General features: G+C 49.3%; 33 protein-coding genes. 5 read left to right on the top strand and 28 right to left on the bottom strand.

Annotation, left to right across the window (positions count from 1 at the left end):
- Positions 1 to 7: 7 nt before the first annotated feature.
- The 9 genes from ABK821_RS16310 to ABK821_RS16270 all read right to left on the bottom strand — a co-directional run bounded on the left by ABK821_RS16310 (position 8) and on the right by ABK821_RS16270 (position 7,336).
- On the bottom strand, positions 8 to 1,339 hold the full coding sequence (locus tag ABK821_RS16310) for a S49 family peptidase (RefSeq protein WP_181244909.1): 1,332 nt from the start codon (positions 1,337 to 1,339) through the stop codon (positions 8 to 10).
- A complete protein-coding gene (locus ABK821_RS16305; protein ID WP_181244910.1) occupies positions 1,320 to 2,912 on the bottom strand; it encodes a phage portal protein in 1,593 nt (530 codons plus the stop codon). Before ABK821_RS16305 ends, ABK821_RS16310 begins: the two co-directional genes overlap by 20 nt.
- Positions 2,909 to 3,115 (bottom strand): phage head-tail joining protein, encoded by a 207-nt coding sequence (locus ABK821_RS16300; RefSeq protein ID WP_015367380.1) that lies wholly within the window; start codon positions 3,113 to 3,115, stop codon positions 2,909 to 2,911. Before ABK821_RS16300 ends, ABK821_RS16305 begins: the two co-directional genes overlap by 4 nt.
- A complete protein-coding gene (locus ABK821_RS16295; protein ID WP_181244911.1) occupies positions 3,115 to 5,037 on the bottom strand; it encodes a phage terminase large subunit family protein in 1,923 nt (640 codons plus the stop codon). Before ABK821_RS16295 ends, ABK821_RS16300 begins: the two co-directional genes overlap by 1 nt.
- On the bottom strand, positions 5,012 to 5,557 hold the full coding sequence (locus tag ABK821_RS16290) for a terminase small subunit (protein WP_126488843.1): 546 nt from the start codon (positions 5,555 to 5,557) through the stop codon (positions 5,012 to 5,014). The genes ABK821_RS16295 and ABK821_RS16290 overlap by 26 nt, the downstream gene beginning before the upstream one ends.
- 293 nt (positions 5,558 to 5,850) lie before the next feature.
- Positions 5,851 to 6,270 carry a hypothetical protein gene (locus ABK821_RS16285; protein ID WP_126488842.1) on the bottom strand — a complete coding sequence of 140 codons (420 nt, stop codon included), beginning with the start codon at positions 6,268 to 6,270 and terminating at the stop codon, positions 5,851 to 5,853.
- A complete protein-coding gene (locus tag ABK821_RS16280; RefSeq protein ID WP_126488841.1) occupies positions 6,270 to 6,602 on the bottom strand; it encodes a hypothetical protein in 333 nt (110 codons plus the stop codon). The genes ABK821_RS16285 and ABK821_RS16280 overlap by 1 nt, the downstream gene beginning before the upstream one ends.
- Before the next feature lie 90 nt (positions 6,603 to 6,692).
- Positions 6,693 to 6,872: a hypothetical protein gene (locus ABK821_RS16275; RefSeq protein WP_224250511.1), complete on the bottom strand. Its 180-nt coding sequence runs from the start codon at positions 6,870 to 6,872 to the stop codon at positions 6,693 to 6,695.
- A gap of 299 nt (positions 6,873 to 7,171) precedes the next feature.
- Positions 7,172 to 7,336, bottom strand: coding sequence for a YnfU family zinc-binding protein (locus ABK821_RS16270; RefSeq protein ID WP_217290983.1), 165 nt, complete (start codon positions 7,334 to 7,336; stop codon positions 7,172 to 7,174).
- Between ABK821_RS16270 and ABK821_RS16265 the strand changes: the two genes are divergently transcribed.
- Both ABK821_RS16265 and ABK821_RS16260 read left to right on the top strand, forming a co-directional pair.
- Positions 7,335 to 7,592, top strand: a complete 258-nt coding sequence (locus ABK821_RS16265) for a hypothetical protein (RefSeq protein ID WP_142445542.1) — start codon at positions 7,335 to 7,337, stop codon at positions 7,590 to 7,592. The two genes, ABK821_RS16270 and ABK821_RS16265, sit on opposite strands and share 2 nt — an antisense overlap.
- A 370-nt stretch (positions 7,593 to 7,962) precedes the next feature.
- Entirely contained in the window at positions 7,963 to 8,133 is a 171-nt protein-coding gene (locus ABK821_RS16260) for a YnfU family zinc-binding protein (RefSeq protein WP_217294396.1), read from the top strand.
- A gap of 214 nt (positions 8,134 to 8,347) precedes the next feature.
- On the opposite strand, the gene ABK821_RS16255 is transcribed toward ABK821_RS16260, so the two are convergent.
- From ABK821_RS16255 to ABK821_RS16200, 12 genes are all read right to left on the bottom strand, one after another.
- Positions 8,348 to 8,542, bottom strand: coding sequence for a hypothetical protein (locus tag ABK821_RS16255; protein ID WP_220138176.1), 195 nt, complete (start codon positions 8,540 to 8,542; stop codon positions 8,348 to 8,350).
- A 115-nt stretch (positions 8,543 to 8,657) separates the two neighbouring features.
- Positions 8,658 to 8,951 carry a hypothetical protein gene (locus ABK821_RS16250; RefSeq protein WP_032734587.1) on the bottom strand — a complete coding sequence of 98 codons (294 nt, stop codon included), beginning with the start codon at positions 8,949 to 8,951 and terminating at the stop codon, positions 8,658 to 8,660.
- Positions 8,948 to 9,142: a hypothetical protein gene (locus ABK821_RS16245; RefSeq protein WP_064388790.1), complete on the bottom strand. Its 195-nt coding sequence runs from the start codon at positions 9,140 to 9,142 to the stop codon at positions 8,948 to 8,950. Before ABK821_RS16245 ends, ABK821_RS16250 begins: the two co-directional genes overlap by 4 nt.
- Positions 9,093 to 9,368, bottom strand: a complete 276-nt coding sequence (locus tag ABK821_RS16240) for a hypothetical protein (protein ID WP_014837906.1) — start codon at positions 9,366 to 9,368, stop codon at positions 9,093 to 9,095. Before ABK821_RS16240 ends, ABK821_RS16245 begins: the two co-directional genes overlap by 50 nt.
- Complete coding sequence (locus tag ABK821_RS16235) at positions 9,365 to 9,709, bottom strand: hypothetical protein (RefSeq protein WP_042944971.1); 345 nt, start codon at positions 9,707 to 9,709, stop codon at positions 9,365 to 9,367. Before ABK821_RS16235 ends, ABK821_RS16240 begins: the two co-directional genes overlap by 4 nt.
- A complete protein-coding gene (locus ABK821_RS16230) occupies positions 9,706 to 10,248 on the bottom strand; it encodes a glycoside hydrolase family 108 protein (protein ID WP_049094270.1) in 543 nt (180 codons plus the stop codon). Before ABK821_RS16230 ends, ABK821_RS16235 begins: the two co-directional genes overlap by 4 nt.
- Positions 10,245 to 10,544, bottom strand: a complete 300-nt coding sequence (locus ABK821_RS16225) for a phage holin family protein (protein ID WP_031280382.1) — start codon at positions 10,542 to 10,544, stop codon at positions 10,245 to 10,247. Before ABK821_RS16225 ends, ABK821_RS16230 begins: the two co-directional genes overlap by 4 nt.
- Positions 10,545 to 11,248: 704 nt before the next feature.
- The gene (locus ABK821_RS16220) at positions 11,249 to 11,851 is read right to left on the bottom strand and encodes a hypothetical protein (RefSeq protein WP_219676272.1); all 603 of its coding nucleotides are present in this window, start codon (positions 11,849 to 11,851) and stop codon (positions 11,249 to 11,251) included.
- A gap of 13 nt (positions 11,852 to 11,864) precedes the next feature.
- On the bottom strand, positions 11,865 to 12,896 hold the full coding sequence (locus tag ABK821_RS16215) for a DUF968 domain-containing protein (protein WP_224359148.1): 1,032 nt from the start codon (positions 12,894 to 12,896) through the stop codon (positions 11,865 to 11,867).
- Positions 12,896 to 13,099 (bottom strand): hypothetical protein, encoded by a 204-nt coding sequence (locus ABK821_RS16210; RefSeq protein ID WP_224359147.1) that lies wholly within the window; start codon positions 13,097 to 13,099, stop codon positions 12,896 to 12,898. Before ABK821_RS16210 ends, ABK821_RS16215 begins: the two co-directional genes overlap by 1 nt.
- A complete protein-coding gene (locus ABK821_RS16205) occupies positions 13,096 to 13,488 on the bottom strand; it encodes a DNA-binding protein (RefSeq protein ID WP_224359146.1) in 393 nt (130 codons plus the stop codon). Before ABK821_RS16205 ends, ABK821_RS16210 begins: the two co-directional genes overlap by 4 nt.
- Positions 13,489 to 13,830: 342 nt before the next feature.
- Positions 13,831 to 14,064, bottom strand: a complete 234-nt coding sequence (locus tag ABK821_RS16200) for a DinI-like family protein (RefSeq protein WP_224359145.1) — start codon at positions 14,062 to 14,064, stop codon at positions 13,831 to 13,833.
- Between the two features lie 449 nt (positions 14,065 to 14,513).
- Between ABK821_RS16200 and ABK821_RS16195 the strand changes: the two genes are divergently transcribed.
- Genes ABK821_RS16195 through ABK821_RS16185 form a run of 3 tightly spaced genes read left to right on the top strand, consistent with a single transcriptional unit; the run spans position 14,514 to position 17,526 of the window.
- Positions 14,514 to 15,599 carry a DNA methyltransferase gene (locus ABK821_RS16195; protein ID WP_224359144.1) on the top strand — a complete coding sequence of 362 codons (1,086 nt, stop codon included), beginning with the start codon at positions 14,514 to 14,516 and terminating at the stop codon, positions 15,597 to 15,599.
- Positions 15,600 to 15,618: 19 nt separating this feature from the next.
- Positions 15,619 to 16,653, top strand: a complete 1,035-nt coding sequence (locus ABK821_RS16190) for a ParA family protein (protein WP_224359167.1) — start codon at positions 15,619 to 15,621, stop codon at positions 16,651 to 16,653.
- A gap of 3 nt (positions 16,654 to 16,656) precedes the next feature.
- Positions 16,657 to 17,526 carry an SIR2 family protein gene (locus ABK821_RS16185; RefSeq protein ID WP_224359143.1) on the top strand — a complete coding sequence of 290 codons (870 nt, stop codon included), beginning with the start codon at positions 16,657 to 16,659 and terminating at the stop codon, positions 17,524 to 17,526.
- Between the two features lie 177 nt (positions 17,527 to 17,703).
- On the opposite strand, the gene ABK821_RS16180 is transcribed toward ABK821_RS16185, so the two are convergent.
- The 7 genes from ABK821_RS16180 to ABK821_RS16150 are packed head-to-tail and all read right to left on the bottom strand — an operon-like array spanning position 17,704 to position 20,818.
- Entirely contained in the window at positions 17,704 to 17,916 is a 213-nt protein-coding gene (locus tag ABK821_RS16180; RefSeq protein ID WP_004103039.1) for a hypothetical protein, read from the bottom strand.
- Positions 17,917 to 18,312: a hypothetical protein gene (locus ABK821_RS16175; protein WP_224359142.1), complete on the bottom strand. Its 396-nt coding sequence runs from the start codon at positions 18,310 to 18,312 to the stop codon at positions 17,917 to 17,919.
- Positions 18,305 to 18,658 (bottom strand): hypothetical protein, encoded by a 354-nt coding sequence (locus tag ABK821_RS16170; protein WP_224359141.1) that lies wholly within the window; start codon positions 18,656 to 18,658, stop codon positions 18,305 to 18,307. The genes ABK821_RS16175 and ABK821_RS16170 overlap by 8 nt, the downstream gene beginning before the upstream one ends.
- Positions 18,655 to 18,921: a DUF977 family protein gene (locus ABK821_RS16165; RefSeq protein ID WP_224359140.1), complete on the bottom strand. Its 267-nt coding sequence runs from the start codon at positions 18,919 to 18,921 to the stop codon at positions 18,655 to 18,657. Before ABK821_RS16165 ends, ABK821_RS16170 begins: the two co-directional genes overlap by 4 nt.
- Before the next feature lie 2 nt (positions 18,922 to 18,923).
- Positions 18,924 to 19,364, bottom strand: coding sequence for a PerC family transcriptional regulator (locus tag ABK821_RS16160; RefSeq protein WP_224359139.1), 441 nt, complete (start codon positions 19,362 to 19,364; stop codon positions 18,924 to 18,926).
- A 13-nt stretch (positions 19,365 to 19,377) separates the two neighbouring features.
- The gene (locus tag ABK821_RS16155; protein ID WP_224359138.1) at positions 19,378 to 19,923 is read right to left on the bottom strand and encodes a replication protein P; all 546 of its coding nucleotides are present in this window, start codon (positions 19,921 to 19,923) and stop codon (positions 19,378 to 19,380) included.
- A complete protein-coding gene (locus tag ABK821_RS16150) occupies positions 19,835 to 20,818 on the bottom strand; it encodes a DUF1376 domain-containing protein (RefSeq protein WP_224359137.1) in 984 nt (327 codons plus the stop codon). Before ABK821_RS16150 ends, ABK821_RS16155 begins: the two co-directional genes overlap by 89 nt.
- Between the last annotated feature and the right edge of the window lie 30 nt (positions 20,819 to 20,848).

Genomic DNA, 20,848 nt, shown 5'->3' with positions numbered 1-20,848 from the left:
GAGCCTCTTAAACAGGGGTATTCATCAAATCATCGGTTTCACTGGCAGCCGGTGCTCCGGACGCCAGCGTTTCTGGTGCAGTTTCCATCAGGCGATCCAGCGCGGTTTCGCTTCGGGTCTGTGAACTTTGCGGCGCCGCCGCCAGAATGCGCTGTGCATGCTCAACCGTCATTCCCGGCGTCTCTGCCAGCGCGCGTGCCTGTTCCTCCCGGCCGCTCGCGGCCTCACAGTTCAGGATCCCCATAATTCGGGCATTCTCCGCAGAGACCGCCGCAGCAACCTGGGCATTTACATCCGGTGCGGGTGCAACAGCCGATGGAGCTGCCGGAGTGGTTGCAATTGCTCCATTGGCTTCCGGCGCGGCATTGGCATCTGGTTGGGTTGCAACTGCATTCGTCGTCGTTGTCTTCATCGTTCCTCCGATATGGATGGTCTTTTTGGTATCCAGCGCGCTACGCATCACGCCGATCGCATCTGTACTGTTAACAAGCTCGTCCGCCAGCCCATGATCAATGGACTCCTGCCCGGAGAAGACCGCAGCCTCAGTATCGAGAACCGCCCTCACCGACATCCCCGTATAACCCGCCACTTTTTCAGCAAACATCTGCCGGGTGGCATCGATACGGGACTGAAAAGCTTCACGAACATCTTTCGGCAATTTTTCGTAAGGGTTGCCATCAACCTTGTGGTCGCCGCTGTAAATCAACGTGACCTCGACCCCCTGAGATTTCAGCACCTGCCCATAATTGCTGTGGGCCATCATCACACCGATGGACCCCGTCCTTGCGGTCTGTGTCACCAGCCGGCGTGATGCCGCACTGGCGATAAGTTGCCCGGCGCTGCAGTTCATATCGTTCGCCAGCGCCCAGACGGGTTTAATATCGCGGGCCCGGGCAATAATGTCGGCGCAGTCAAACGCTCCGGCGACCATCCCACCTGGCGTATCCATATCCAGCAAAACACCATCAACATCCGGATCGCTGATAGCCTGCTGCAGGCGGGCAATTACACCGTTGTACCCGGTCATGCCGGAATACGGCTGGAGTGAGCGCGTTTTATTAACCAGGGTCCCGGCAACAGGTAATACCGCAATACCATTCATTACCTGATAGCTACGAGCCGGACGCGGCCCGGCCTCCTCGTTACCGAATAGCATCAGAGGTTCCGCCATTTGCTCGGTGCCCAGGGTTGTCCCCGATACGGTATCAGTCAGGCGGGTAATGCCCAGTTGGCCTGCCAGCGCGCAAAAGAAAACCCGCGCATAGGCGGGTTCAAGGAGCAGCGGTTCGTTAAATGCCAGGCTGGCAATATGTGGAAGGTTACGCAGCTCGGGCGTCATCTTGTTCCTCCTTACCGGAATTCTCCAGACCAGACTGGAACGCCGCAGCTGCCCACGAAGGCGGTCTTAACCCTGCCTGTCGCCGTTCCATCGTTTCACGCACCTGCTGGGCAAAGATTTCCTGATAATCATCGCCGCGCTTTGCGCATTCTTTTTCATAGGTACTGAGGCCTGCTTCAATCAGCATAACCGCCTCCTGCACCTCCTTAAGTCCGTCAATCGCCATCCTGCCGGAGCCGATCCAGTCGCAGTTCGCCCAGCTTGTCCTGGCCTCCTGGAAACTGTAACGGGCGCGGGATGGCAGGCTGACGACACGACGGACGATCGCCTCTTCCAGCCAGCACAAAAACATCATGCTCGCCTGCCGGGCAGCGATAAATTTGCGCCGGCCCATAAAATAAGCCCAGGACTCATTGGCGCTTGCGCGTGCGGTGGAGTAACTCATCTGTGAGTAGTTGCGGGATAACTGTTCGTAAGAAACGCCAAGCCCCGCGGCGATGTAACGTAAGAGGGATTGCTCAAATACGGAGTACCCATTGTCAGTATTCTGAGCAGACTGCAGATTCAGTGAATCCCCGGGCATCAGGTGTGGCACCTTCGCCCCTCCAAGCCTGACCGGGGCGGCCGCATAATAAGTTGCGATTTCCCCCAGCCATCCGGTCAGCTTTTTCGTCTGCTCCGGATTGTCCGCGCCGAGGATAAAGTCCATCGCCGTCTGGGTATCCATCTCACTTTCAATCGTGGCGGCATACATCGCCTTGACGATGGCGCTTTGCAGTTGTGTGTTTTGCAGCGTATCGAGCATTTTCATCTGCTCCATAACGCTATAAAACTGATTCGCCCCCCTTGTCTGTCCATCTTCCATTGGCTCAAACACATGGATAAAGGCCGTTCGCCCGCCAGGTAGTTCACGCGGAATATAATTCCACTTCTGAGCCATCCACCCGGGATAGTTATCCTCGCTGACGTAGTAACCCTGGGCGGCACCAGCATCATTAATCCATACCCCTGCCCGGCAATTACGGGTATCGCCCTGATTGCCTGGATTACCGATCCGCTTAGGACTGACCATCTTAAACTGTGTTCGAAATAGCCTGTTCGCGCTGGTATCCCAGGTCGCCTGAGTAAATAACTCTCCGTTAAAAGTGTGCATGGCCACACCTTCACGGATCATCATGGTGAAAGTGCGTTTACGTTCGGCATCAATAAAACAGTGGTCGTCCTCCGCGTATTCTTTCCAGGCATCCTCGCACTCACGGGCAAAAGCACGCGCGTCCTCTTCGCTGATCCCAAGATAGCGCCAGGCAGGCCGGTGACTAAGACGGAAAAATGAACCAACGATATGATCCTGGTGAAGCTGTACCGCATTTGCCGCGAGGCCGTTATTACGAACAAGATCGTCGGCGCGGGCGTTTCCACGCTGGAAGTTCGGCAGTAGAGCGGCATCACCACTTTCACTGGGTGGATTCCACGCGCGCAGCTGGCCACCAAAGCCACCAGCCCCACCATGGTATCCGGCATATTCCCGGAGCGACGTTTTACCGTCGGGTCCAACAAGTGCTGGTAATTTCATGCGTAAAATCCTGCTGGCCCGCGCCGGCGACTGGTGATGCCAATCTGAACTTCAAGTTCGGCAATATATTTTTTCAAATCAGCAACTGACGTGGCAGTAAACTCAACGCGGCGGCCATCTTTCTGTACCGTCGCAACGCGTTTCCCTGTCATCAGGTCATGAAGTGCGGCGCGGGCACTGTCCAGTTCAGACTGTGTTGCCATTATTCATCTCCGGCTAATGCCCGGGCATAATCCGCCAGGGTCTTTTTCGGTTTAGAGGTATGTTCGTCCTCCTGCATGCTTATCAGAAGAGACTCAAGATTCAGCTGCCAGCGGGAGACGCTTATCCGCAGAGCTGCCAGCGCGTAGACAAAACAGTCCAGCGCCTCATTACGGCGTTTCTTACTGTCCCAGAGTATTTTCCGCTCGCCGCTTACCCATTTTTCAACCTGCTCCTCTGCTGTCAGCTGCTGAGCCTCGGTCAGGTCGAAAATTTCCGGGTTGTTAGGAAAATGAACGGCGCCGGCCATTGGCTCATCACCAACCGGGATAAGAGTTAATCGGTTATAAATCTGCTCCTTCGCCGTATCGGTACCAACCTCCGTCAGATACACCCCGTTTTTATTTCGTTTACGCGGCATATTCGCTACAGGTTTACCGTATACCGATGCACCTTTGATGGGGATTACGCGGAAAAGACCATGCTTTTTCGAACGGCCATAAACGATTGTGGGGTCAATCCCCCCGATATCCCAGCAGATGCGGGAAATGCTCATCTCCGCGCCATTGCGTCGTTTATAGGTCTTATTGATCGCCTCATCGACGCGTTTAAGGGTCTGCTCGTCATCATGACGCCCCATGATAATCTGTCGGTCTACCAGCCAGCTTTCTTCACCGGGTCCCCAGCCCCAGACTCGCATTTCGTAACGGTCAAGCTGTGAGTCAATCCCGGCGGTCAAATAGACAACGCGATCCGGCACTGCGGCAGCAAAGAGTTCCTTTCGCTCTTCGATAAGATCGGCATCAGGCCGTTCACCAATTTTCGGCTCCCAGGTTTCCCCGAGGGTGGTGTTAGTAAAGGTTTTACGTTTGCCTGTATCACCCTTGGTCTTTATCCACTCTTTTACAATCTGCACCCAAGTGGTGAAGGGGCTATAGGCCGTCCAGATATGGAAGGTCACACTGTCTGGCGGATCTATTTCTCCACCAGATGAAGAAAACCAGTTAAGGCCGTCGCCCGTCCAGATGCCAGTTCGCTCACAGATATAGCGCGCATTGGTAAAGTCCAGCTCCTGTTGCTTAATGACGCACCCGTTATGCTCGCACAGGTAAAAAACGCTGGAGGGCTCACCAGGAGACCATTTAAAACCAAAAGGCGTTTCACGATCGCCGAACTTGAGATATTGCTCTTCCCCGCAGTGCGGACACGCAACATGGAAGCGCATAAAATGCTGCGATTCGCTGGCGGCTCGTTCAATCTGGCAGGTACCACGAATTTTTGGGGTAGAGCCGCGGATTGATTTGGGCCAGACAGAACCCTCGATTCGCTTATCACCCAGAAACGTTGGCGAACCTTCTTTCTCGATGTCCTCATCGAATGCCGCCAGTTCGTCATATCCGGCAACATCAACCGATTTCTCACGATAGTTCTTTGCAGCCTTACCGCCGAGACACCAGAAACCGCGACCGTTAGAGAAACGCTTCATGCTGAGCGTGTTATTGCGGTGCTTTTTCCCATACCACGGCGCCAGCGCCAGCAGTGCGGGAATATCACGGATCGTCGGCTCAACATGCGACTTCATGAAGTTTTCGGCATCGCCGTCGGTCGGCAGCCAGATTAGGGAATTTCGCTGCTTATGCTCAATAAAATAGGAATAGACGCCCAGCAGCATCTTCGAGTAACCGACACGGGCAGATTTAACAACGTTCACTTCCCGTATGTAGTCATTCCCCATCGCATTCATTATTGCGCGCTGGAAAGGCAGCGTGATCCAGCGCCCTTCCTGGTAAGCTGATTCTTTCGGCAAATAATAATTGTTGTCTGCCCATTCCACTGCCGTTTGCGGCTCCGGGCGATAGAGTGAGCGCAGCCCGGCGCGTGCGGATGACTGCAGCCCCTTAATCTGACTGTTCGATATATTCACTCAGCAACCCCGGTATAATTTCATCCAGCGCAGCTGCCTTGTTCATGGCTTTGATTACGTCCTTTTTAAGGAAATCAATGTGTCGATTCTCCAGCTCAGGAAACCGCCGCTGCACCGACAGGGGGATCCCGTCCAGGATACTGGCTATTTCGCCGGCCACGCGTGAAAGCACGAACGTGCAGAATGCGGTCTCCACCACCTCAGCGGAACTTTTGGCATTTTTTAGCTCCTGGGCATCAGCCTGCGAGCGGGTCAGACGGTAGCGCTCATAATCAATTGTTCCTGGCTGCAGATCAGATTCACCAGCCTTACGGAGCTCTTCAACTTCCTTTCTCAACTTTTCGTTTTCGATGTCAGCATCACGTTGGGCAAACCACTTAATCGCGGCAGCGGAATCGTAAAGCACCTCATTACCTTTGCCACCACCACGCACAAACGGCATCCCCTGATCCTGCCAGTTCTGAATCGTACGAATGCTGACACCAAAAATATCGGAGAGCTGTTTTTTGTTCACCTCCATACGCACTCCTTAGGCGAAAACGGGGTACGGAAACGATCATGGGTGATCCGGACAGGAAACGGTCTGATGGCTTCCTTACTTTTTAGGCATCAACCAATTAATAAACAATGAGTTAAAAAGTAGAAGAACGGAAACGCCTTAAATCTCAAAATTTTCATATGTAGCGAGAATCCGCGAGGTCGCCGCCCCGTAGCGACTCGAACTCCCGGAAAGGACCCGCGGCGATAACGGTTCTCATTACCGTTTCAATGATCATTCATCGAGGCCGCTCACTGAACGACCTCTGTGAATGCTCAGCTTGCGAATGCGCCCCCGTCGGCCTGCAGCACATCCTCGGGGATCCGAGCCGTAAGAGGCTCACTTTCGAAAACCTTCAGCCCATTGAAGCCGAGGAACGTTGAAGACTGGCTGATGTTCCCTGCGATGAAGTCGCCAACATCGCTCAGAAATCCGGTCACGACCGTCTCAGTGTGCCGGCGCCAGTAGTCCTCAAGGGCAACCAGCAGCGGATCAGAGCCATTGGTGATCATCTGCTCGCTAACGGAATAAGCCTTCTTACCGGTCTTATCAGTGATGCACTGCAGCTTATTACTCTGCATGGCCACCATGTCGGTATTGTTCACCTGAACGGTCAGTGTCGCGACTTTTTCATCGTCATCATTCGTGGAGGAAGCGTAGAAGAGAGAAAGGGTCAGATCATTACGATTAAACATTACTGGCTCCTGTTGCGGTTACGGTTGCGATGACGGGGGCGACGCGCCGTTTGTGGCGCAGTATCATTCGGCGGCAAGAGCTCACCTTCTTTTTCTGGCTGCACTTCTTCCACGACAGCTGGTGGCTGTTCTGACTCTTTCGGTTGTGGTTGCGCTGGTGCTGCAGGTACGAATGGTGCGCCACCAGCTTCAATCTCAATCTTGAGGTGCGGGAATATCTTAGCGGTATGGTCGAAATGGATAGCTGAAACAGGCAGATGCGCGTAAGACACGCCGTCCCGCTCCAGCGCCACCAGCACGCCATTAACGTATTCAATCTTGATATTTTGCATCGTTTACCTTCACGAATAAAAAAGCCCCGCTATTGCGAGGCGCATATTTATCAATGGGTTGCTATAAGCGGAGATAGTTATAAAGGCTATTTAGGTATAAATCGAACCCGCAATCCCTACTACCGCAGCTAGCATCAAAAAGGTGACTGCAGTTCTACGCATTTGCACGCCATAAAATGAGAGGGCCATCCCAACGAATACCACAATCAGAACGCGCCACATAGCCAGAGCGAGGAAGATATAGCCTTCCGTGGCACTATCAATTAGCACATCCACACATCATTTCCTTTTCAATCCATTACCGTTGGTAATGATTTTATCATGTCCAAGAGACGGATTGTTATGTCGTTAGCTAATCCGGACTTACTCATTATCAGTAGTTTTCCTTTAGCAGTCCGCTTGCTCTGATTTGTTGTGCTCCAGAATGTCGCGCCTGGTCTGCTTTTATCCTTTCGAAAGAGAAAGTAACAACCATTCGACTTAGCATTACAGAGCCATCCCGCAAAGAGGCCCTCTAATTCAGGCAATAAAAACCGCCCTGAGGCGGTTAGTTTCAGTCTGGCGGTATGTTACCTGTGAATGACAAACAGTGATTTGCATCTCGGGCAGAGTAACGCCTGTTCCTTGCGTACCTTTGTAGTAGGATGATTGGATTTATGCCCGCAAACAGGACAAGTCACTGTTATTTTTGACGCAATATTTATACGTTTTAATGCGTAATCGAAAAATGACATGATGATTACCCTTTCAATAAATGGGTCTTATTATATCACCAATAGAGCATTTTTTAATCAACCCAGCACTTGCGCTTGCTGTTTCCAGGATGACTCCCTGGCTAAAGTGGCTTCGCAATACCATAAAAAAGCCGGGGGTGGCCTTTCTGATGGCTATGAAAAAGGCCGCAAAAAGATGCGGCCTTTTGTCATGCACAGTTATCAATTAAATAAACTCTCAGGAGCCATCCGGGAGAGATTACCTAAAAACGAGTAACTGACCTCCGACAGACTGGTGTTGGGACGGAGGTGCAGTGATAGTAGTGTGTTTTATTTTTCTTCATACTAATAAACATATAATAATGGCAGTTCGTCTTTTTAACCGACAAATACCATTCAAATAGCCTATATATGCAGATGATTGCTCTGAGAGTATTGTCACACTCAATGAAAATCTTTGAAAATGTCATTAGCTGGTTTACTCGCCGTCGAACAGGTGCAGCGGCCTTGCCCTAACGAAATTAGCTTTAGTCGTTCGTTGTCATCTACCACACAAACAAAGTAGTCACAAAAACATAAAGGTTATAAAGTGAGCTATTTCCTGCCCTGTGGTGTATGGTTAGCAATCACTCACGAGGATAAAAACCATGTCGATGCTCAAAGACAAGATACGTACACTCAGACCTGTAAAAAGCACCTGTCCTCACTGCTCTCGCCAGTCAACACATAGCCTGTCGAGAATAAAAAACGATATAACATTGATCTGCCCATACTGCGGAAATATTTTCCTCCCCTCAGAAAGTAAACCTGTTAAGTAACTGATCGAATACTTTACTGAAGCTGAAGTTCACTCTTAGGCTTCAGTAAACGAAACGTTGACATGCTTCTTCTCCTGCTTCTGGCAATAAAAAAGGCCGCCATTGGCGACCTGGGTTCAAATTATGTGTGTCAGGGCATATGACACGAGTAACCGCAGTAATAGCCACCGTTGGATTGCGGGTTGACTTTCTGCATATTCTCTGCAACCTACATTTAAGTATAGATCGAACCAGCAGTCCCGATTATCGCAGCAAGCAGAAAGAAGGTGACGGCAGTTCTACGCATTTGCACGCCATAAAATGACAGAGCCAACCCGACGAAAGCAACAATTAAAACTGTCCACATATCCAGTAAGAGGAAGAGATATCCCTCGAAAGCACTGTCAATCAGTACGTCCACATCGCGCATTCCTTTTAATAGATAAACTCCGCTGAAATACTATCACGATAGCGTTAGCAGACTATCTGCTAATCATCAAGCATCGACTGACTTATTTTCGGTGGATTTCTTTTCGCAAGTTGTGTTAGCAATCAGCGTCAGGGCGAGCCACTGCGCGGCATGCCCACATACAGGCTTCCTGCATTTTGGTGCGAGCGATTGCCAGACAGCGCAAAGCTTCATCAATCTCCCGAGCCTGCTCAGCACTTAACATTGCCGGGCCATTACGGACAGCCAACAATTCACCTCGCTCGGTATCAAGCAAACTACATAAGTGGCGGCTGACGCCTTTGAGGCGGTTCATGCGCTCAATCTCGCCCGCGGTTAATGTGCGGTAGCCTTTTACAGTGCTGCCGTCCTGCGGTTTTGCTTCACTCATTTCGTAGCCTTTTCGGTTGGTTGCGGGCAGTTAGCCTGCGCTGATTTGTTGTACGCCAGAATGTCGCGCTTGGTCTGCTTATCTAGCACGTCAATATCGTGGTCAGTCAGGTAGATAATCCGCACCCAGTTGCAGGCGGTATCAACCACCACCGGGGCGGGTAAATCTTTCGCGCAGCTCGCGATCAACATCGTCATCGCCCATACGCTTAACGTCTTCCTGTACATCGCTGGCCCCTTTCGTTGCATCAGCCCGGCGTTCTGCCGCGGCGACGGTAGCAGCGGCGTTTTCTTCAGTGCGCTGCTGCTCGGCTTTGGCTTCCGCCTTGCTGGTCCCGCGCGCATGGCCTAACCCAAACGCGCCAGCGATTAAGCCAAGCAGAACGACTACCAGCCCGCTGATAAATTCAAGGCTCATTGCGCCTCCTGCTGCTCATCGGCTATTTCTTTCAGCTTTGGCTGTCTGACGTATTGAGAGAGGATGGCGAGCACCACCAGGGCCGGGCTAATCATTGCCACAATGTTTGCAGGCAGAATATCTTTGATATCCGGCGGCAGCATCGCCCAGGCATGAAGAGCTGCGTCCGGAAATGATTGGGCCCATACACCGACCAAAGCGCCGGCAGCACCCAGGCGGACAGACCATGTTTTAAGCAGCAACCGGGCATGACCAACAAACTCCAGCCGGGTATATTTGCGCACTAGCAACAGAACCAGCACGGCCACCAGCGCCAGCAGAGCGAAAATAATCATCTTCATAGGCTCACCCGCTCTTTAACCCAGCCGTATAGAAACGCTTCGTTAGCCGGCCTCGCTTCGGCCAACTCAAGATAGCGAGCCCCCTGGCTGCAATTCAGCGCCTTTAGCAGCGTGGCTTCGCCATCTTTGCCACGAACGGCGAGATAACTTTTCAGGGCGGCGATGGTGAGATTGCCGATCGCGCCGTCCGTCTTCAGATCCGGATATAGCTTGCCCTGCATATTCAACGCCGTTAACCAGCGCTGCAGGAATGTACTGGCGACACGTGGCCCCATGTTCACGCCAGTATCACACAATTCCTGTGCAATGGCTGGCGACAACTCGGCGATGCAGTCAAACTTCGGTTCTGTCCAGTATTGCGACAGATAAATTGCTTTGGCTGTATCCCGTGGTAACGCCTTCATATCGCCGCTATAGCCATATGCGCGGGCGGTAGTCTGCGTGATACCCCAGCGCGTTGGGCCGCCTTTATCATTCGGGTTATTTACGTAACCCCCTTCTTTACCGAGGATGCCCTCGATAATCTGATCTGCTGTCATGGCGCCTTAACTCCGGTAATGCGCTCCCAGAAATAGGTCAAAGCAACAGAACCCATTGCCCCGCTAATTCCGGAAGTGGCCAGTATCATGTAAATGCTCAATCCGCTTTCAATGCTCACCAGACCAGCAATAACGCCGGTAAACCCTGAAACCACCATTTGGGCAAGAGCATTGATCAAGCTCCATGTTGCCTTGCTCTGCTTCACATCTATCAGGTAGCGGACAAGTCCACCCCAGCAAGCAATGATCAGCAGAACCAGCCAGGACATCCCGGCAATGCTCTCTTTGTCTTGCATACGTTTAGCCATAGTTACCGCCTCCGATTAAAGATCGGGAAGCTGTGTGTTTGAAAAGGGTCAGGCCCGTCAGGCTGGATTTAACAACGAAGCATGTCGATGATGATTCCTGCGGGACCTGATAATAAAAAAGCCATGCAAATGCATGGCCTTGTGATTTGAATCCGTTATTTACAAAAAGTAGTCAAGACAGTATCTTTCGACTTCCGGACAAAAAAACATATACCGGGACAAAATCTAAATGTAACTGCCTTGCCTGCATGAAACCATGCGGGCTTTTTTTTTGCCCAAAGAAAAAGCCCACCGAAGTGGGCCTTACAGCTATCATCATTTTTTATTAGGTGTGGTGCCGGGTGCCTCCCGGTAAGTCGCCGCCAGTCCACAGACGACTCGCAATGCGCAAAAAAACATATCAGACTGGCAATGCCCCTCCGCATAGGGGGATTCACCACACCAAAAATTTAACATCTGATGAAACTCGTTTCAATGCTCTACGACGATGTGACAGGGGTACTGATGCAATGCATCTCGCGAATACCCCTGTCGTATCGCCGGAAAGCAAAAACCCCGCTCTTGCGGGGTTTTCGTTGTAATCAAATTGTCGCTTCTGTCGCTGCCGAGTGGCGCAGCTCTGCCAAGCATAAATGGATTATCTGATTTTTTGGCCCATTTTCAACATCAAAAGAGATTTATAGCACTTTTTGTTAATCAGCATGAATTCCCTTTCGTACCGACAGAAATGTTTTTGCTCTGAATATTTCCAAGCACCATCGCACGCGTTTGCGGGCTTCACCATCTGTTAGCCACGGGGCCACCAGCTGTAATTCCCGGGTTATGTCAGAGATTTTTTTGCGTGTGGTGTAATAACTAACTCCTACCAAATAAACCGGATCCCCCGCTTCAAATGCGTCGAGAACACAACGTTCTACGAATTCAGCATCATCATCATGAATAGCGGAATCTATCAGGCCGATGACAGGCTGAGGCCATAAAATCACATGTGCTCGGTTTAAGGCTTGCTGGCCTCGATATCCCTCCTCCCTCGCCTGTTCTATCGCTGCGGTCAATCGCTCCAGCGCTTTATCTGACCAGCGGTCCCCTTTCAAACCTCGCCAGCAGGAGTGGCCTGTGGGATTGCGGGGAGCTGTTCCCCCGCGCATGTTCTCTCCCCATATTGTAAGTAGCGATTTAATCCAGGCAGACTGAATACCATTCAGGGGCGTAAACCGGCCCAACCAGCTTTTGCGAGGCGCTGCGGCCACTGTTTCTAATCCAGCGCGCTGCAGCCGGCGTTGACGTGGTGTCATCATGCTCTTCTCCTTACGCCAGAACGCCGAGCGCATAGGCCCGGTCCAGCAATTTAATAATAAATTCCGGCTGAGTGCCGTACTCACGCTCGAAAGCAACTGGATCGTGATGAAGCGTCCGGTGATGCTTGCGGCAAAGGGGGATCGTAAAAATATCGTGTGCCTTGGTACCAACGCCGCCCTGCCCCCATCCGATAAGGTGATGCGCATCGTCGGCCGCCTGACCGCAGCACATACATGGCTGAGTCTTTACCCAGGAAATAAAGCCATCTGATACCCAGCGGATCCGCTTAGGTCTGGTGAATAAAGTGGCTGGTGCAACGGGATCAACAACCACTGGCACTTCTGGTTTTATCGGGGCTGGTAGTTCAGTATGCCTGGCAACCTTAGAGACAAGCGGGGAAAGAATGCTGGTGGCCGGTACCGATGGGAAGATTTCGCTTTCTTTGTAGACTGACTGGAAAACCTCTTCTTTAAGCCGAAGAGAACGGCGCGCCATCTCTTCTGTGATTTCGTCCCCTATTCCAACGCTGACAGCCCACCAGCACAATTCAGCAAGTGACAGGGAACGTTCAGCATCAAATCCCAGTGCGATACGGGCAGCATCAATTATCAGATCCGCGTTATTGATACCGACCAGGCTATCAAGGATTTGATCGGTCTGGTGCTTCAGCTCGTTATCACAATGCCAGCATGCGACGATTGCCCCTGTTGAATGGCGGAATGTTACCAGCTCTGAATGGTGATAATCGGAATGTGGCCACTGGCAATGCTTGACCCTCTTAAGCAACCAGGATTCGAGACTATTCACACCACCTGCTGCCCTCACTACCCGCTCTTTCATAAAGAATGGGCGAATGTCGGGATCATCTCGTAAAGGTTGCCCGGCGTCAGGAATGCGCCCGCTTGGGAGAGCCTTCATTTTTTCTGGCAGAGTCTCCACCAGCACGCGCCCACCGCTGAATAAAGACATCAACTCTCTACCGGGTTTAAGCAACACAATTCCCAAGTGCCGGGCAACATCAACATTTAGTAATGCGCGCATCAGTCCCTCCACATTTTTTGTGTATAGGTTCTGTTAACGCGCGGTGGCTTGCTGGATTCCGGCAACAGCACACGGAGTTCCCAGTAGACAAAGTCGCTCGACAGGCTTTTCTCAACCGGACAATTCTTTTTCCGGTAGCGTTCCGCCAGCTCCAGAGCCTGAGACTCTGAAAGTTGTTCATAGAGAAACCAACTTTTCTTCATGGCTGCTCACCGAATAGTCGCAAAAACTCAATCGCTCTTTCACGCGCACCAGGTTCGTCAGCGATCATTTCCTGCAGCAGCTGCACGGCGAGCATGGGCTCCTTTCGCCCGACGATAGAAATTCCGCGGGAGACACGGCGAGATATTTTTATGTATTTTTTTTTCTCTAACGCACGCAAATGCAACAGAACAGCATTAGACGAGCTAACGCCGAGCATATCGGCCAGTTCAGATAGCGTCGGTGGGTAGCCATGCTGATTGATGTAGGTCACCAGCAGATCGAATACTTCCTGCTGGCGAAAAGTTAGTTTTGAAGACGAAATTAAACCGGCGCTCGATGAAGGAGCACCAGTCTGATGGGATTTTGATACTTCGGGGGTTTGCGTCATGGTTTCTCTCCGCGACGCAGCAGGTATAGGTTGTTCAGGCCTATGTCGGGAGTGTAACAGAACCAGGAGGGACCTGGTAACCACTACCGGACCTCGATTTTTCAATCATCTGTGAAAATAGCGAGAGAGTCCCCACGATCTCATCTGGCTTTAGAGGCATGAACGAAATAGTATCGCCACGACGATACATCAGAGCACGCTCGCACAAAGGAAATGATGTCAGACGGGCAACAATCACTCCATCGTCACATCTGATTATCGCATAGCCGTTGTTCGGCATTTCTTGTTTTCTGTCCATAGCATATCCCTCAAAAATAACCGGGTCGGTCATCGGACCTCAACTCAAAAGAACCAGTCGTCAGTACTTTCCCAAGTGTCCTGAGGGATTTGCTCCACCCGCTTTTTATCCCCATCCATCCCACCAAACAAACTCAAACCATCAGTGCCAGTTCGGCGAATGATCAAACGGCAGCTGTTAAAATTCTGGTTCAGCCTCCGCAGTAGCTCCTTTTCTAAGGCCGGAACTGCACCGTCAGGCAATGGCTTTTTGCGGTCGATTGCGATTTCAACTTTCATCGTTAGCCTCCATCAATACACTGTATGAATATACAGTACATCTATATGGATGAATATTCAATCGCTTAAGAGCGTAAATTGTTAATTTTCAGTCAAGGGAATTAAAAAAAAACACGGCATAACAACTTGAATCAAATGGATTTAATAAAATTTTCTTGGCTAATGTCTCTTGACAAAGAGTCTGTAGTTTAGCCCTAGCTGGTCTCACCCGCTCAGGAGAATCAGGCACAACGTCAGCGTAAAGAGTAAGCAACAATGATTTTTGTCAAAAAATTACAACCCCACTTAACAAACAAGCGACTAAGCAGCAGACATGTTCTACAGCTTTTGCTTGCACAAACAATATGCAAATCACACGTCGATGAACTTTATGGGCACACAAATCCCATGTATGATACCTATCGTGGATTTTGTTCCATTTGCTTAGATTAATTATATTCGAGACTAAAATGACATCAGCAGATATCCCAATTAAAACAGAGCGTCTACACACTGTAGCCCCGTACATTGGGAAGATGCGACCCGAAATCGCTGGCTGGGCCATCGAGACCGTATCCAAGCCTGGTGATTTGGTGTATGACCCATTCTGTGGGTCAGGTACTGTACTCCTTGAAGGTTGGCTCAAAGGCCGGCACACTATTGGTACTGATCTAAATCCTTACGCCTGTCTAGTATCACGCGCCAAGCTAAATCCGTATGAACATAACGGTGTTGAAGCGGTTAATAAACTTCTAAATAAATATTCTGCTTCTGTAGATGAGATAAAATTAACGTTCAATCTTGAAACAATTCCTTGTTGGGTAAAGGATTTTTATAACCCCGAAACATTAATTGAGTTGTTGGCTTGGGTTAAAGTTTTAAAAGCAAATAACGATGAATTTGCACTTGCCTGCCTGCTTTCCATAGCTCACCATCAACGTCCGGGCTTTCTTTCTTATCCATCAAGCCATACTGTGCCTTATCTCAGAACAAAAAAATTCCCTCCGAGTGAGTTCCCAGAGCTTTACGAATACAGAGCAGTACGTCCTCGACTCGAAAAGAAAATTTTAAGAGTGTATAACTCACTACCCTCAGTCGATCCCTCATTGACTCGAAACGTATATCAGCAAGATGCTTCGACATTGAATTTAGATCGCAAAATCGATGCTATAATTACCAGCCCACCATATATGGGGCAACTTGATTATGCTCGTGATAATAGATTAAGACTTTATCTCATGGGTATTGAGGAATGGTCTACCCTTAATAAAACCATATCACCAAGCGCTACTCGATTTGTCGAGCAATTTAGTATATGTCTCAATTCATGGCGAAAAAATTTACGTCACGGCGGGAAATTGGCAATTTTTGTCGGAACAACAACAAACACCACTAAAAAAAGACTCGACGATATTGTTGTTGATTTAATCAATAATAATTGGCCTGACTACGAATTAACTGACAGAATATCAAGCGAGATACCAGAAGCCAGGCGTGCAAGAAAAAATTGCAAAGGAAGTGTTGCTGAATCTCTTTTGATATTTGAGTATAAATAAGGAGAATCTCTTGAAATCAGTGGCTATGTTTAACAATAAAGGAGGAGTGGGCAAGACTACCTTGACTTGCAATTTAGCCTCTTTTATAGCTATGAACTTTAAAAAACGAGTGCTAGTGGTTGATTGCGATCCACAATGTAACTCTACTCAACTTATCATGGGTGTAGAGCAATCAGCAGAATTATATATTTCTCAAAATAATAAAATTAGCACTATCAAAGATGTTCTTCAACCTATTGAAGATGGTGATTCCACAATAAATACAAATTTAACGTTCCTCAAATCAAGTGAAAATAGATTTGGCGTTGATTTGCTACCTGGACATCCTTATTTCGCTATAATCGAAGACAGACTTGGCACGGCTTGGGGACAGCTTAGAGCTAGAGACAGGCAAGGTTTTAGACAAACAAATTGGAATACACTGCTTTGTAACCACCTAGAAGATAAGTATGATTTAGTTATGTTTGATTTAGGACCCAGCTTAGGTTCTATCAATAGATCGGTTTTAATGGGTTGTCAGCATTTCTTAACCCCTCTCGGTTCTGATGTATTTAGTATAATTGGCGTAAAAAACATAGCCTCATGGTTAAATAATTGGATTGATGATTATAACCATTCTTGGTCTGCGCTCGCTCCTGAAGAAAAAGAGGATCTGCAGAACAGATTTTCTGTATTAGATGCCCCAAGAATTAAAAAAGGTTTCATTGGATATACAGTTCAACTATACATAACCAAGTCATATGGTAAAGAACGAAGAGCTACAAAGGCTTATGAAGCAATTATTGGCAATGTCGATAATGAAATTAGAAATTCTTTAAAAGATTTTTATTGCGACAATTTACTCCAAACACCACAAAACTCTAAACTTGGAGATATTCAACATTTATATAGCCTTGTTCCATTAGCGCAAAAACAATCGGTTCCAATTCATGCGCTCACAAGCACTGATGGATTAGTAGGTTCACAATTTTCAGCAGTCAGAGAATTTTCTAATAAGATTAGGCCAATTGCTGAAAATTTACTTAGAAATCTTGGGATGCAATTTAAGGGTTAGATTATGATACATTGGCCAGATTCCTTAATAGATGAACTAGCTGCCCGCAGATGCGTAATATTTCTAGGCTCTGGAGCATCAGCACCCGCAACTAAACAAGTCGGTGAAGAGTTAGTGCGCCCTCCAACTTGGGCTGGCTTGCTTAAAATTCTTTTAGATAAATGCCCGAATGATCCCCAGGGTTCCAAGAATAATGCTGAAACTTTGCTAAGTAAAGAAAATTACTTGGATTGCGCTGAGATAATTAGAAAAACATGTTTATCAACCGCAGAGTACAATAGATGCATTAGCCAAACATTTTCCGGATATGAAGCAACTGATATTCATAAAGCTGTTGAGATATTAGACCAAAAGGTTGTGATTACAACAAACTTTGATTGCTTATATGAAAATCATTGTAGACAAGGCGAAGGAAGGGACGGCTATGCTATATTACGCTACTACGATGGTGGATTAATAGCACGTATGCGCTCCCCAACAAGGTTGATAATTAAAGCACACGGTTGCACAAGTGAACCGGAGAGAACAATACTGACCAAGTCTGATTTCTTTAATGCCCGAAGTGACCACAAAGGTTTTTTTGATGCATTAGAAAGTATATTTCTAACGCATACTATTTTATTTATAGGGTATAGTATTAATGACCCGGAAATACAATTAATCTTAGAAAACAACATCATTACTTATCCAAGCTCAAATCCTCATTATGCCACAATGCCTAAAGGTTCGCATGCATCCATACTCTCTGCATTCAAGAACACTAATAACATTGATATTCTAGAATATGACAGCGCGAATAATCATGCCCAGTTATTGGAATGTTTAAACAACTTATGTTCCCAGGTAGAGGAAAGAAGATCACTCATAGCCTAAATTATAACTACTCAGTCATTTGAACTAAGAGCTACTATGCCGGGAGTTCCCCGGCGTTTTCGTCTTTTGTGAAGACCATACTTACTTCGGCAGACTATACTGTTCCACGCACGTCCACCAGCAAAAGGCTTTCCAATTCCTGAATGCGTTTGCAGGCATATTCCAGTGACGTATCCACTACTTCTCCTCCGGCTTAATGATGTGCGGAGTAATATTCCGACCACAGTCGCAGCAGTAGAATGCTTTCCCGCCGCGAATGCCATTGGTATGCTGCCCCTCAAGAAATGAACCATCCCAGGAATAAAACTGTTTGAAATCCACAATTTCTTTCGTGTGGAATCCGTTATCACCTCCACAGTGTGGGCATGACGTTGGATTAGTCTTATCCATCTAATCAGCCTCCTTGGCGGCAGCGGCAACCGTCGTGCGTGCATAGACGATTACTCCATCCTCGGGGCGCTTGCGCGGTAAATAGATCTCCGGGCGGGGCCAGAGTGCAATAAAGCGTGATTCTCTGTTTTCAAGGCGGTGATACGCTTTCTCACTCATCACACCGACCGGGCGAAGATTCTCATGTTCGCGCTCCAGCTCGGCGTTGCGCTTTTCAGCCGCATCCAAGTCTTCCCCTAATTTTTGCGCCATCTGGAACCAGTTAGCGCGCTGCTCTTCCTTAAGCTCCAGCGCCTCTACCAGCGATAACGCGAGTTTTCGCAGATGGTCTTTACTGCCAATTGCCGGATTTGAAAGCTCAGCACGCAGCTGCGCCAGTTCGGTGATATCAGTCATTCCAGGCCTCCAGCTCGTTCTCAATCTCTTCGTCGATCTCGTCGATGGTGGTTTCTTCATTCAGGTAGTCGCGAGCTTCTTTGAGATAATGCTCCCGGCGCCCGTCGTACCATGCTGAGAACTCTGGCGACCAGTCATGCCTATCACCTACATCAGCGAAAAAATCATGCATTGCGTTGTTGTAGGCCATGCTCTCAACCATGCTATCAGCGGTAGTTAGCGCCGCTTCACGGATATACCCGCGGAGGTCACGCTTGCGCCAATACGGGTTTACCTTTGAATCACAGAGAGGTTTAAACTCCACTTCCCAGCGACGGATACAGCGTGCATTTAGGGATTTACTCATTTGGCAGCTCCTGCGGTTTTCCGATGACTAAATCTCTGAAGGTCAAAATCAATGGTCGCCCGCTGATCGCGGAACAATCCAAGACGCCCGTAGCGAATGACCTTCCCGGTTCTGACTGCAGCCTGGAAATATCGACCTGCGGTATCCCGGCACATGCGTAATTCGGCACAAGCTTCTTTCACCGTCAGGCGCCCTTTCTTCCATGTAAGATCAACAATTTTCTGAATGCACCCCTGCTGCTGCTCACGTGATTTGTTAGCCATGGTCAGCACCTCGCAGCATTGCGGAGACAGCGGCTACGCTGGCGGGCGATGTTCCACATTTCGTTGGCGTTACTGGCCATTCCCAAAATGGCAGTGTAAGCCGTAGCCGCCCGGCGGTAGAGCCCCCTTTCTTCGAGCTGGCGAGCCTGGACGATGGCATCTTTTACTTTCTGCGTTTTCTCCGGCGTAGCTCTGATAGCCGGTTCGGGCAATTTAACGTCCGGAATATCCACGCCGGCAGTAACGCGATAAACATACTGAACTCCGTTGTGCCAGCGGCGCAACTTGCCAGCAGCATACAGTCGGCGAAGGTGATTTCCCGCAGAGCTGGAGGGTAAATCCAGCACATCGCAGATATCCTGTAGTACGCAGCCCGGCGTTCTGTGCACGATGACGATTACCATCTGTGCCTGGGTAACTCGTTCTTTGGTTTTTTTGGTCATGGTCAAAACTCGCTTACTTGGTTAAACCTGCCGCTTTGCGGCGTTTGTACTCTTCCATCAAAATCTGTGCTGGCGTGGGTCCCGGAGGATGCCGCGGTGCCTCAAGCTGTTTGCGTATTGGCGGGACCGTAAATCCGTTACTGACATGCTTCGTCCATTTCGTCAGTAATTTTTCAGCCAGTCGTCTCAGCTCCCGCTCTGTCATCTGGCGTTCGATCCCGCTACGGCGCATTTCAATACAAATGTGATACAACACCTCATCTGGCCATTCGTATTCAGTGCTGTCGGCATAACGGTACGATTCGTTTCGCCAGCGCTTGTACTCTGCCATTACGGCATCAGCAGTGAGTCCAAAGGGATTTGCACCGCTCTCGGATACCAGAGAAACAAACTCAGCAAGATCTGGTGGCCAGGTATTCCCCATCGCGCAGCGTTCCATGCACTTGCGGCAAACCAGAGTGATTTGGGCCTCAGTCATCGAACCGATCTGAGCTATCCACATATCCGATGGCGCCGCCCCGTTCTTCTGGGTCCAGCGGTTCGAAAAAATCTCCCCCATGACAGTCCAGAGCCTCCATGCCGTATCCGCCGCCAGTAAGTCCGTGTTTCTGCTCCCAGCGTTCTCTGGCTGCCTGAATCTCCTGAACTGCCCGGGATGCGGTGTTAACTGGTTGAATTCCTGCATTGCCGTTACCTCCGGTTGCTGGTTGTGATTTGGATTTAGCTCTGGCGTTTATCACGCTGCGGGCAAATTTCTGTTCCCACTGGACTTGTGTGAATACCTTCCCTTCGGATTTCCAGTACGCGGTAAACTCAGCCAGCTCTGTCGGCAGGTATGCCGGTTCAGGAAGCGCTATTCCCCAGGTAGCAGCCAGCTGCGGCCAGTCCTGTGACGGTAGCCACATGTCGTGCATCGTGAATTTACCGATCGGAATATCAAGTCCAGCCAGGTATTGCGGTTCCTGAATCGCTGGAGTTTCACGCCCGCGTAGAGAGGGGTTTTCTTTTAGATCTGTATCTATATCTGGATCTTTATTAGTTGGATTGCCGTTATCATTCTGTTCAAACGGCTCATCAACGCCCGTTGAACGGTCGTTGCCATTCCGTTTCCCTTCTGCTGTTTTTTTAACTTTTCTGGCTCTTGCAGAGGCTTTTCCCGCATCAGATTTCTGTCTCTGAGATGAACGAACCATCTCCAGATCCCTTTCAATACGCTCATGTACCCACTCAGTGCCGTTATCGTTAAAAAATTCCTTTAACGAGGCTTCAACGGAAGCCCAACGGTCGTTGGTTAGCCGTGCAATTCTCGAAAGCCGACTTTTAGGGATAGCCCTCCCTGTTTGCCAGTAATTGAACATCAGCAGCAGGTATGCGCCATGCTCCTCAGTTGACAGATGCATGGTGTCCGCCAGGTAATCAGCAATATAAAGTTGCATGTAGGGCAGCGCTGCCATGGTTACTCCTGGTGCCCGAACAACACGGGC

Origin of the sequence: Klebsiella sp. KE9456, from assembly GCF_043832615.1 — a bacterium.
GTDB classification, from domain to species: Bacteria; Pseudomonadota; Gammaproteobacteria; order Enterobacterales; family Enterobacteriaceae; genus Klebsiella; species Klebsiella indica.
The sequence above is the reverse complement of the archived record's forward strand: the minus strand, read 5'-3'. Positions and strand labels throughout refer to the sequence as shown.

Excerpts from the sequence above, each read along its gene's own strand:
- ABK821_RS16310 (WP_181244909.1), bottom strand. The coding sequence starts at position 1,339 with ATGACGCCCGAGCTGCGTAACCTTCCACATATTGCCAGCCTGGCATTT.
- ABK821_RS16305 (WP_181244910.1), bottom strand. The coding sequence starts at position 2,912 with ATGAAATTACCAGCACTTGTTGGACCCGACGGTAAAACGTCGCTCCGG.
- ABK821_RS16300 (WP_015367380.1), bottom strand. The coding sequence starts at position 3,115 with ATGGCAACACAGTCTGAACTGGACAGTGCCCGCGCCGCACTTCATGAC.
- ABK821_RS16290 (WP_126488843.1), bottom strand. The coding sequence starts at position 5,557 with ATGGAGGTGAACAAAAAACAGCTCTCCGATATTTTTGGTGTCAGCATT.
- ABK821_RS16285 (WP_126488842.1), bottom strand. The coding sequence starts at position 6,270 with ATGTTTAATCGTAATGATCTGACCCTTTCTCTCTTCTACGCTTCCTCC.
- ABK821_RS16280 (WP_126488841.1), bottom strand. The coding sequence starts at position 6,602 with ATGCAAAATATCAAGATTGAATACGTTAATGGCGTGCTGGTGGCGCTG.
- ABK821_RS16265 (WP_142445542.1), top strand. The coding sequence starts at position 7,335 with ATGATGATTACCCTTTCAATAAATGGGTCTTATTATATCACCAATAGA.
- ABK821_RS16270 (WP_217290983.1), bottom strand. The coding sequence starts at position 7,336 with ATGTCATTTTTCGATTACGCATTAAAACGTATAAATATTGCGTCAAAA.
- ABK821_RS16260 (WP_217294396.1), top strand. The coding sequence starts at position 7,963 with ATGTCGATGCTCAAAGACAAGATACGTACACTCAGACCTGTAAAAAGC.
- ABK821_RS16255 (WP_220138176.1), bottom strand. The coding sequence starts at position 8,542 with ATGCGCGATGTGGACGTACTGATTGACAGTGCTTTCGAGGGATATCTC.
- ABK821_RS16250 (WP_032734587.1), bottom strand. The coding sequence starts at position 8,951 with ATGAGTGAAGCAAAACCGCAGGACGGCAGCACTGTAAAAGGCTACCGC.
- ABK821_RS16245 (WP_064388790.1), bottom strand. The coding sequence starts at position 9,142 with ATGTTGATCGCGAGCTGCGCGAAAGATTTACCCGCCCCGGTGGTGGTT.
- ABK821_RS16240 (WP_014837906.1), bottom strand. The coding sequence starts at position 9,368 with ATGAGCCTTGAATTTATCAGCGGGCTGGTAGTCGTTCTGCTTGGCTTA.
- ABK821_RS16235 (WP_042944971.1), bottom strand. The coding sequence starts at position 9,709 with ATGAAGATGATTATTTTCGCTCTGCTGGCGCTGGTGGCCGTGCTGGTT.
- ABK821_RS16230 (WP_049094270.1), bottom strand. The coding sequence starts at position 10,248 with ATGACAGCAGATCAGATTATCGAGGGCATCCTCGGTAAAGAAGGGGGT.
- ABK821_RS16225 (WP_031280382.1), bottom strand. The coding sequence starts at position 10,544 with ATGCAAGACAAAGAGAGCATTGCCGGGATGTCCTGGCTGGTTCTGCTG.
- ABK821_RS16220 (WP_219676272.1), bottom strand. The coding sequence starts at position 11,851 with ATGACACCACGTCAACGCCGGCTGCAGCGCGCTGGATTAGAAACAGTG.
- ABK821_RS16215 (WP_224359148.1), bottom strand. The coding sequence starts at position 12,896 with ATGCGCGCATTACTAAATGTTGATGTTGCCCGGCACTTGGGAATTGTG.
- ABK821_RS16210 (WP_224359147.1), bottom strand. The coding sequence starts at position 13,099 with ATGAAGAAAAGTTGGTTTCTCTATGAACAACTTTCAGAGTCTCAGGCT.
- ABK821_RS16205 (WP_224359146.1), bottom strand. The coding sequence starts at position 13,488 with ATGACGCAAACCCCCGAAGTATCAAAATCCCATCAGACTGGTGCTCCT.
- ABK821_RS16200 (WP_224359145.1), bottom strand. The coding sequence starts at position 14,064 with ATGAAAGTTGAAATCGCAATCGACCGCAAAAAGCCATTGCCTGACGGT.
- ABK821_RS16195 (WP_224359144.1), top strand. The coding sequence starts at position 14,514 with ATGACATCAGCAGATATCCCAATTAAAACAGAGCGTCTACACACTGTA.
- ABK821_RS16185 (WP_224359143.1), top strand. The coding sequence starts at position 16,657 with ATGATACATTGGCCAGATTCCTTAATAGATGAACTAGCTGCCCGCAGA.
- ABK821_RS16180 (WP_004103039.1), bottom strand. The coding sequence starts at position 17,916 with ATGGATAAGACTAATCCAACGTCATGCCCACACTGTGGAGGTGATAAC.
- ABK821_RS16175 (WP_224359142.1), bottom strand. The coding sequence starts at position 18,312 with ATGACTGATATCACCGAACTGGCGCAGCTGCGTGCTGAGCTTTCAAAT.
- ABK821_RS16170 (WP_224359141.1), bottom strand. The coding sequence starts at position 18,658 with ATGAGTAAATCCCTAAATGCACGCTGTATCCGTCGCTGGGAAGTGGAG.
- ABK821_RS16165 (WP_224359140.1), bottom strand. The coding sequence starts at position 18,921 with ATGGCTAACAAATCACGTGAGCAGCAGCAGGGGTGCATTCAGAAAATT.
- ABK821_RS16160 (WP_224359139.1), bottom strand. The coding sequence starts at position 19,364 with ATGACCAAAAAAACCAAAGAACGAGTTACCCAGGCACAGATGGTAATC.
- ABK821_RS16155 (WP_224359138.1), bottom strand. The coding sequence starts at position 19,923 with ATGGGGGAGATTTTTTCGAACCGCTGGACCCAGAAGAACGGGGCGGCG.
- ABK821_RS16150 (WP_224359137.1), bottom strand. The coding sequence starts at position 20,818 with ATGGCAGCGCTGCCCTACATGCAACTTTATATTGCTGATTACCTGGCG.